The organism is Psychrobacter sp. AOP3-A1-26 (genome assembly GCF_052378235.1).
Classification (GTDB): domain Bacteria; phylum Pseudomonadota; class Gammaproteobacteria; order Pseudomonadales; family Moraxellaceae; genus Psychrobacter.
This window is the reverse complement of sequence record NZ_JBQSXN010000035.1, coordinates 23,167-31,926: the sequence shown is the minus strand read 5'-3', so window position 1 is coordinate 31,926 and position 8,760 is coordinate 23,167. Positions and strand designations below refer to the sequence as shown.

The 8,760-nt window shown below is 42.1% G+C and carries 8 protein-coding genes; 2 read left to right on the top strand and 6 right to left on the bottom strand.

Annotation, left to right across the window (positions count from 1 at the left end):
- Positions 1-121: 121 nt before the first annotated feature.
- Together ACT3TU_RS07745 and ACT3TU_RS07740 are read right to left on the bottom strand one after the other, a co-directional pair.
- Complete coding sequence (locus tag ACT3TU_RS07745) at positions 122-2,965, bottom strand: aconitate hydratase (protein WP_192523595.1); 2,844 nt, start codon at positions 2,963-2,965, stop codon at positions 122-124.
- A 302-nt stretch (positions 2,966-3,267) separates the two neighbouring features.
- Positions 3,268-4,287 carry a DUF3025 domain-containing protein gene (locus tag ACT3TU_RS07740; RefSeq protein ID WP_192523596.1) on the bottom strand — a complete coding sequence of 340 codons (1,020 nt, stop codon included), beginning with the start codon at positions 4,285-4,287 and terminating at the stop codon, positions 3,268-3,270.
- Between the two features lie 114 nt (positions 4,288-4,401).
- Between ACT3TU_RS07740 and ACT3TU_RS07735 the strand changes: the two genes are divergently transcribed.
- A complete protein-coding gene (locus ACT3TU_RS07735; RefSeq protein WP_192523597.1) occupies positions 4,402-5,118 on the top strand; it encodes a metal-dependent hydrolase in 717 nt (238 codons plus the stop codon).
- Between the two features lie 215 nt (positions 5,119-5,333).
- Entirely contained in the window at positions 5,334-5,840 is a 507-nt protein-coding gene (locus ACT3TU_RS07730) for a YchJ family protein (protein WP_192523598.1), read from the top strand.
- Between the two features lie 3 nt (positions 5,841-5,843).
- On the opposite strand, the gene ACT3TU_RS07725 is transcribed toward ACT3TU_RS07730, so the two are convergent.
- From ACT3TU_RS07725 to ACT3TU_RS07710, 4 genes are all read right to left on the bottom strand, one after another.
- Positions 5,844-6,311, bottom strand: a complete 468-nt coding sequence (locus ACT3TU_RS07725) for a type II toxin-antitoxin system VapC family toxin (RefSeq protein ID WP_192528831.1) — start codon at positions 6,309-6,311, stop codon at positions 5,844-5,846.
- The gene (locus ACT3TU_RS07720; RefSeq protein WP_192523600.1) at positions 6,308-7,474 is read right to left on the bottom strand and encodes an AAA family ATPase; all 1,167 of its coding nucleotides are present in this window, start codon (positions 7,472-7,474) and stop codon (positions 6,308-6,310) included. The genes ACT3TU_RS07725 and ACT3TU_RS07720 overlap by 4 nt, the downstream gene beginning before the upstream one ends.
- A gap of 73 nt (positions 7,475-7,547) precedes the next feature.
- A complete protein-coding gene (locus ACT3TU_RS07715; protein ID WP_192523601.1) occupies positions 7,548-8,459 on the bottom strand; it encodes a class II glutamine amidotransferase in 912 nt (303 codons plus the stop codon).
- Complete coding sequence (locus ACT3TU_RS07710) at positions 8,460-8,720, bottom strand: hypothetical protein (RefSeq protein ID WP_444784226.1); 261 nt, start codon at positions 8,718-8,720, stop codon at positions 8,460-8,462. It abuts the gene before it with no gap.
- Positions 8,721-8,760 lie beyond the last annotated feature (40 nt).

Below are 8,760 nucleotides of genomic sequence, written 5' to 3'. Positions count from 1 at the left end.
GCATTTGGTATTGCACTTCATGTGTTAATCTAAGATTATAAAAGTCTCGCTTAAACACAAAAAGCCCAATCCCTTATTTTACTGGGATTGGGCTTCTTTTTATACTCAGTCTACTTAACCATTATGCAGCGTTTTTACTGTCCGCAGCTAACTGACGTAGCACATAGTGCAATACACCGCCGTGACGCACGTATTCACGCTCTTTTGGGGTCTGCAAACCAACGTTGACCTCAAAGCTTTCGCTTGAGCCATCAGCACGAGTAGCGGTAACTTTAGCCGTTTTGCTTTCGCCATTGTCGAGACCAGTGATACTCATGACTTCTGAACCATCGAGCTTATAGGTTTCAGCGTTTTCGCCCTCTTTAAAGGTCAATGGCAGTACGCCCATGCCAACTAGGTTCGAGCGGTGAATACGCTCAAACGAGCTGGTCAACACTGCTTTTACACCTAGCAAAATAGTTCCTTTGGCTGCCCAATCACGGCTAGAGCCAGAGCCATATTCTGCACCGCCAAGCACCACTAGCGGACGCTTGTCTTCTTTATACTTCATCGCCGCATCATAGATAGCCATCTCTTTACCGTCTTCAAGCTTGTCATTATCGCCTGCGAAGTAATAAGTATAGCCACCCTCTTTACCACCCATCATAGTATTTTTGATACGGATATTGGCAAAGGTGCCGCGTGTCATGACTGCATCGTTACCACGGCGTGAGCCATAGCTGTTGAAGTCGGCTTCCATCACACCACGCTCTTGCAAGTATTTACCTGCAGGAGAATCTGCATCGATATTACCCGCTGGTGAGATGTGGTCAGTAGTGATCGAATCACCGAATAGACCTAAGATACGTGCGCCTTCGATATCGAGGATACCTTCTGGCTCCATAGTCATACCATCAAAGAACGGTGGGTTTTTGATATAAGTAGATTCTTCGTCCCAAGGATATAATTGACTATCAGCTGAGCTAATGGCGTTCCATGCTGCACTACCGTCAAATACTTCACCGTAGTTTTTGCGGAACATCTCTGCATCGATATTATTGGCAATCAGCTCATTGATTTCATCCGACGTTGGCCAGATGTCTTTAAGATAGACATCATTACCGTCTTGATCTTGTCCGAGTGGATGGGTGGTCAAATCAATATCGACCGTACCTGCCAGCGCATAAGCGACAACCAATGGTGGTGAAGCCAAATAACTGGCCTTGACGTGCGAGTGGATACGACCTTCAAAGTTACGGTTACCTGATAGTACCGCCGCAGCAACTAGATCATTATCTTCGATGCCTTTTTCGATCGACTCTAACAGTGGCCCTGAGTTACCGATACAGGTGGTACAACCATAACCCACTAAGTAAAAGCCTGTTTTTTCTAACTCATCCATTAGCTTGGTTTTTTCAAGGTAATCAGTAACGACTTTTGAACCAGGCGCTAATGACGTTTTGACCCAAGGCTTGGCCTTTAGACCTTTCGCAGCGGCTTTTTTCGCCACCAAACCTGCACCAATCATCACCGCAGGGTTTGAGGTGTTGGTACAAGAAGTAATCGCAGCAATGACCACTGCACCATCACGCAGCTTATGCTCATCCTCATCTATATTAACGGTAGAAAAAGCACTGTGTTCAGCATGTCTCACATCATTGACGTCAAACGGGGTATTTTCTGCAGCATTATTAGGTTTCGCCGCTAGTCTTTCTGCTTGCTCTTGCTCACCGCCTTCTTCGTCAAAACGCTCTTTGCCTTTTATTTCTGACTTACGATCCTTAGTCATTTTCTCTAGCGTTTCACCAAACTTGTCGTACATATCTGATAGATTAATACGCTGTTGTGGCAAGTTAGGACCAGCAAGCGCTGGTTGTACTGATGATAAATCCAACTCTAGCTTACTTGAATAAGTCGCAGCTGGCATATCAGCATCGTGCCATAGACCTTGCGCTTTGGCATATTTTTCGACCAGTTTAATTTGCGCTTCGTCACGTCCAGATAGGCGCAGATAATCAATCGCCATTTGGTCAATTGGGAAGATACCGCAAGTCGCACCATACTCTGGCGACATATTGGCAATCGTGGCACGATCCGCTAACGGCATGCTGTGCAAACCTTCGCCGAAGAATTCGACGAATTTACCAACGACACCATGGGCACGTAACATCTCAACCACACGCAATACTAAATCCGTCGCGGTGACGCCTTCCGTTAGCTTGCCAGTCAGCTCAAAACCAACCACTTGTGGAATCAGCATCGATGACGGTTGACCCAGCATTGCGGCTTCGGCTTCGATACCGCCTACACCCCAACCGAGTACACCAATACCATTAATCATCGTGGTGTGACTGTCCGTACCGAATACCGTATCAGGATATGCCGTCAGTTCACCATCGACATCAGCAGCCATCACCACACGTGCTAAATACTCAAGGTTTACCTGATGCACAATACCAGTGGCTGGTGGGACGACAACGAAGTTTTTAAACGCATTGCGACCCCAATGCAAGAATTCATAACGCTCATTGTTACGCTTAAATTCAATTTTCTCATTCAAATCTAGCGCGTCTTCACGGCCATAAGCGTCAACCTGCACGGAATGGTCAACGACCAATTCACTAGGAATAAACGGATTAATTTGCTCGGCTTTACCGCCCAGCTCAACGACCGCATCGCGCATGGCTGCTAAATCCACCACTGATGGTACGCCTGTGAAATCTTGCAACACAACACGCGCTGGCATGAAGGCAATTTCTTTTGATGATTCTGCGCCCGCATCCCAATTAGCCACGGCTTCGATATGGTTTTTGCCGACAGACTGGCCATCATCTTCATTACGTAATAGATTCTCTAAGACGATTTTCATGCAGAATGGCAGTTTATTGATGTTCTCATAGGTTTCAGCCAACTTTGGCAGGCTATAATAGGCATGTTCCTTGCCATCAACCGAGATAGTGTCTTTTACATTAAAAATATCACTCATGGTAGCTTCCTTATCTACATTTTGAAATTTAAGTAGAGATTGTTATGAATTTATCGTTATAACAGGTGGCTAAATGCTTGTTTTTTATCGTGGTATTTATTGTTCGTTTTTACTTTTTTTACTTAAAAGATTTACTCTTAAATTTATTAAAAAATAAGTATAATCAGTTCAGCTATCAACCGCGTCCTCTTACCATAGCAAACCTAGGCTGCTTTGTTAACAACCAGACGTTGACAAATCGTGGCACAATCGTAAACGCGACAATGGTTTAGGAGTTGATTGACAGGTACTTTAATTCTACCTTAACTTTTATTTTTTTGGCGACGGCCACTACGAAAAACTTGGCTGTCATCATAAAAACTAGGATTGGCATTTTCAGCCCAAAAGTGCGGCACTCCCAAAATCGGCAATGGCGACAGTTTACGCGGCGTGACATCATGTCGTGACAATAATATATCCATATAGTCAGCGACTTGATTATCCAAATACTGCATACGCTGAGACAATGATAAAGCAAAGAAATCTTGCGTTACATTTATCACGATACTATGCGCACATAACGGCTTACGTGGCTGTAGGAGCTTTTCTAGCAATGCATGACCAAAAATATAAACCGCCGCCTTAGCATTATTTTTATCGTCTGCGCTTATTTGTTTCGGATTATCCCACTGCGCACGTGGCGCAACCAAGCTCGTTTGCCAATCAAAATCAATCAGTGCTTCACCGATGCTCGGTTCGGCTGTCACCAGTATCGCCCCATTCTCATCAAATACGGTGATGGTATCGCGAACACGCCCCCGACTACCACCAATGCCTTGCTCTGCGATTTCGAGCATATGATAGTAGTTGAGCAGCGCTTTGGTCTTTGGAAAAGTAAGCCAAATACTGCCATTAAATAAATCATGCAAATTATCACGCGTCGGAATATTGCCAGTGGTGCCGATAAAACTCTCGTACGCCTCACCTTCTGGCAGCGCATTTTGCGAGACAAATTCTAAAGTTTTAGCTTGATTGTTTAGCGTAGGTTTGGTGGTTGGCAGTTCTATTTGCGTGTGGCTACTTTGCTGGTTGAATGCTTTGTTTAATACACCAGCGATTACATCTATTGATGGACCGTCATACGCCGCATTGTTCTTTTGTTCATTTAGCGTACTCATGCCTTTAACGGCCTCGCTGATATCTTTTAATTGATTTAAATGACGCAGCCACGGTGCTTGCCAGTCAATTTGAGCAAAGATTTTATCAAGCTTACCATCAGACATGGGCAAACTATTCGAATCAGCATAGAAATGGGGTTTGATGGGTAGATCACTGGCAGTCATAGCAATTATCTCTGTTAGACGTATGGCCGCTCTATGGTATCATGGTGCGCTTTTTTACTGCTAGACAAGCGGCTCGAAATGAACGTTTCGCACGCTATTTATTGATGAGTTTTTATGGCCAATTTTAACACCCACTTGAATGTCGCTTTTATGGCGAGTGGTACGCTGAGTTTGACAGTTTACAAAGCAGGATTGATTGATGATTCAGGGTTTTTGATGTGTGTGGCGCTCGGCACTATTGGTGGGCTGCTACCTGATTTGGATTCTGATAATTCGACGCCGATTAAGCTTGGTTTTAATGTCATCTCGTTTGTTTTTGCCTTTGGTCTGGTGATGCATTGGCGCAGCGAGCTAAGTTTATTGGCGCTAATAGTGTTATGGCTGGCAGGTTATGGCTTTATGCGCTATGTGGCGTTCTCCATGTTTACCAAAATGACTGTGCATCGCGGCGTGATTCATTCTGTGCCTTATATGGCGATATTAGGTTTGGGTTTGACTTATATAAGCTATTACGGTTTGCGTTTACCGTTAACGATTAGCTGGTTTTATGGCCTGTTTTTATTTGGCGGCGCGGTGGTACACTTGGCATTGGACGAGCTATATAGCGTTAATTTATCCAATATGACCATGAAACGCTCGTCTGGTACAGCGATGAAGTTTTATCAGCATAAAGACAAATGGTGGTATCTGCTCCTATATACCATTCTTATTTTATTGATATATTTTGCCCCGCCCTTTGAGTCTTTTTGGTCGCAGCTACGTGATCCAGCACCTTGGGCAAAGCTTAAAATTGGCCTATGGCCAGAATTGATAAAAAACTGGCTGAATTAAAATCTGTAAAACTACTAGGGCGTGTCCTCAATCTAAACGATAATACCTAAATGGGCTGAAAATGGCTAAATTTTGCTAAACATCGTCAAATAGTTGGCTAATATCCCGATATTATCTGCACTATTTTCCTTGTTTAACTGCAATTTAACTTATTTTTATCACCATTTTTAAAATGAGGACACGCCCTAAAAAACAAATAATCACTCGAGTAAATAATGTCAACCTCCATGCAAACATGCCCCTGCCAAATCAATCCAACATCAGACAATTTAAGCACGCTGTTAGCTTATAAAGATTGCTGCCAGCCTTATCATGATGGCATTAATAAAGCAGACACTGCGGAGCGTTTAATGCGCACGCGCTATAGTGCATTTGTCTTGGTAAAACCAGATTATATTGTAGCGACTACTGTGCCAGCTCAGCAAAATTTTCTTGATATAAAGGCAATTGAGAGTTGGGCAAGAGAGACAGATTGGGCAGGATTAGAAATTGTCGCGCATACGCCAAAGCTGGGTAAACGCCATGCGCAAGTTGATTTTAAGGCTTATTTTAATACGCCCGACGGAACGCAGGCTCATCAAGAGTTATCTAGCTTCGTGAAGGTAAATGAGCGTTGGTACTTTTTAGATCCGACTGTTTCAATGTCTGTCACACAGAAACAGCCGTGTATTTGCGGCTCGGGTGAGAAGTTTAAGCGCTGTTGTGGGGTGTACTTGAGTTAGAAACTAAATTAGTTTTCCTTCGTAAAGAGTATATAGCTTCTCAAGCTGCGGCAAGTGCTTGTCATTAGATAGCAATTCTATATCATTAACCTTAGCCGTAGCAAAATGAAATATATCAAACTGACGTTTATCAATATTTTTATTGACATTATTTTCGTTGGCAATAAATTTATCTAGTCGGTATAAGTCAGCAGCTAAATCTGCGACATCTTGACTGATATCTAAAGTGGTGAGCATGTTCATCACTTTAACATATCTTTTAACCTCGTCATCTCCTTTCTTCCATAAAAAGTATCTTAGAAACTCATAACGGATGAGTGGTGTGATGACTACTTCGACGTTATTTGAAGCTATTTCAGCACGTAAGGTCTTTAATTTTTGCAAAAGATTAGCGTCATTTTCGTCAACCTTATCCTCTAGTAAATAAATTAAATAATTGGCATCAAGCAATAGTTCTCTTTCACTCATCATTGCCCTGCCTCTAGTTGTTTAATTTTTTCATCTAATAAACTGATAAGCATCTGCTTTGCTTCTGCTTGCTGTGGCGCATTATCTCGCGCTAACTTAAGCTGATTAATATCAATATCAAAAGCATCTTTTAACAAGTCTATAAATGCGGCATTATTAGGATGATTTATCAGTTCCGTTTTTACTACGCCATCTGCTTTATCACGGTATAACTCATAAGCTTCGCCATGTTGTAATTGGCTCAAAACAATTGCGGAGTGAGTAGTGATATAAAAGGTAGTATTAGGGAATAGACGTTTCAAGGTAGGAATAATAGTCGCTTGCCATTTGGTATGAAGATGGCTTTCTATTTCATCAATGAAGACCACCCCTTTGACATGAGCGATATTGGTTTCATTAGTGAAATAACTGTAACCTGCGATAATGGACTGCATGATTTTTAGTATTGAGGCAAAGCCACTAGAAAGCTCGGATAATTCAGTTTTTTTATCTGCAACTTTAATGAATACGCGATTGTTGCCTGAGATTTCAAGAAAGCTTGCATCAATGCGTTTGTCAATTTTACTAAGTAAGTCAAATAAAGTTTTAATCTCTATTTCTCTATTGTCTTCTACAGACTGATATGGATTCGCAGATCGAGCACGTTGAATAATCCATTTTTCAATATCTGTATCCATATTTAAATCTTTTAGACCCGTACTTTCGACTCCTGTTATTAACCTATCTAAGTAGCTAGACTTCCTTTCTTCTTTTACGCCAATACCATCAAAATTATCGCGAGAAATCGAACTATTATACTCAGAACCATCTCTTATATAACCTCTACTTTGTGCTCCTACAAAATTTATAGGGAGATTATGATAATTTGTCCCAAAAAAAACTTTTTCAAAGTCGTAGTAGTTACCAGTAGGTGGTTTAAGAGCTTGGCTAGATAAATTAGATATGTAGCTTGTAAACGGGAAATGTCTTTCAGGAAAAACAGCGTAATCACCAGATAAGAAGTCATTATTGTGTACTAGGTATGAAATAAACAAAGCTTCTAAACACTTGGTTTTACCAATACCATTTTCACCAATCAGACAATACACTCTTTGGTCAGGTAGAAAACTAAGATGTACATCACCGACACCTATTAGCTGTTTTATTTGAATGTCATTGCCTAACATGGCTTCACCTAATTTTTATTAAACTATTAATTTCATAGTGGAACAACCAATTTAAAAATACAAGCCAACCATCCTAAACACTCGCCCCAACTGACCTTGCCACCGCAATCCCTTCCTCAATCGTTAAAAACTTACGCTGGCTTGGGCTGTCTTTATAAATGACATCTCCATCTTGAAATATTAAGCATTCATTGACCGCTAATTGCTGCCATTTTTCATTCTCAGTCAATGGTACGGTCACTAAAATGGTCACTTTATCGGTATCTGTGGTGACGTCACCAAAGTTAATCGCCAAATCATCATCAGCCAACTTCGCCTCACCAAACGGCGCTTGGCGCGTCAGATAAAACAATAAGCTGCCCGCATAAGCCAATTGCCAGCTACCATTCGATATCAGGCAGTTAAACAAGCCGTTGGCGGATAAATAACGACATTGGGTGGTCAAAAAATTAAACAGCGTTTGGTCATCAGGACGAGTTTTAAAGCTACTTTTTAGGCGATTAACCAGATAGCAAAACGCCATTTCAGAATCGGTTGAACCAACTGGCTGACAGTGTGAAGCATTACCATTATCTTGCAGACGCTGACAGCGTTTGATAAATTCGCTGTTCATCTGTCCGTTATGGGCAAATACCCACTGCTCGCCCCAGACTTCACGAGTGAACGGATGGGTGTTTGCCAAGCAATTTTGCCCTTGGGTCGCTTTACGAATATGAGCAATGACGTTCATGGCTTTAATCGGATAATTATTGACCAAATCAGCCACTGGCGATAAATGGCTTGGTTTATTATCATGGAACAGACGCAAACCAGTAGAGGCATTGCTCTTATCGTTATCCACATTGGCGCATTCGCTACGCTCAAAAAAGGCTATACCAAAACCATCTTCATGGCTGTCGGTCATACCGCCGCGACGACGAAACCCTGCAAAGCTAAAACCAATATCGGTTGGGGTATTACAGTTCATTCCTAAGAGTTGACACATTTATAAAGTACCACCGTTATTGTCGTTTGGTTCAGGCAAACTTGCCGCGTCCTTATCGATACTATCCAAAATTTTCTGAGCGTGTGCCAAATCGGTATCTTGAACCCACAGCACAATCCCAGAATTCATACCCGGCATCGCACTTAGCGGTTGCAGCGAAATGCTTATGTCGTTATTGCGCAGTAAATTGGCATGCAGCTCGCCTTGTATATTGGTGTCGTAGCGTGCCAGTTTGTGCCAGTTATCAACTTGATCGGTCATGATAAATTCCTTTTAAATATGTATAAATATGACTCGCTGC

What these genes read in the sequence shown, in the direction of transcription:
- ACT3TU_RS07745 (WP_192523595.1), bottom strand. Translation starts at nt 2,965, where the DNA reads ATGAGTGATATTTTTAATGTAAAAGACACTATCTCGGTTGATGGCAAG.
- ACT3TU_RS07740 (WP_192523596.1), bottom strand. Translation starts at nt 4,287, where the DNA reads ATGACTGCCAGTGATCTACCCATCAAACCCCATTTCTATGCTGATTCG.
- ACT3TU_RS07735 (WP_192523597.1), top strand. Translation starts at nt 4,402, where the DNA reads ATGGCCAATTTTAACACCCACTTGAATGTCGCTTTTATGGCGAGTGGT.
- ACT3TU_RS07730 (WP_192523598.1), top strand. Translation starts at nt 5,334, where the DNA reads ATGTCAACCTCCATGCAAACATGCCCCTGCCAAATCAATCCAACATCA.
- ACT3TU_RS07725 (WP_192528831.1), bottom strand. Translation starts at nt 6,311, where the DNA reads ATGATGAGTGAAAGAGAACTATTGCTTGATGCCAATTATTTAATTTAT.
- ACT3TU_RS07720 (WP_192523600.1), bottom strand. Translation starts at nt 7,474, where the DNA reads ATGTTAGGCAATGACATTCAAATAAAACAGCTAATAGGTGTCGGTGAT.
- ACT3TU_RS07715 (WP_192523601.1), bottom strand. Translation starts at nt 8,459, where the DNA reads ATGTGTCAACTCTTAGGAATGAACTGTAATACCCCAACCGATATTGGT.
- ACT3TU_RS07710 (WP_444784226.1), bottom strand. Translation starts at nt 8,720, where the DNA reads ATGACCGATCAAGTTGATAACTGGCACAAACTGGCACGCTACGACACC.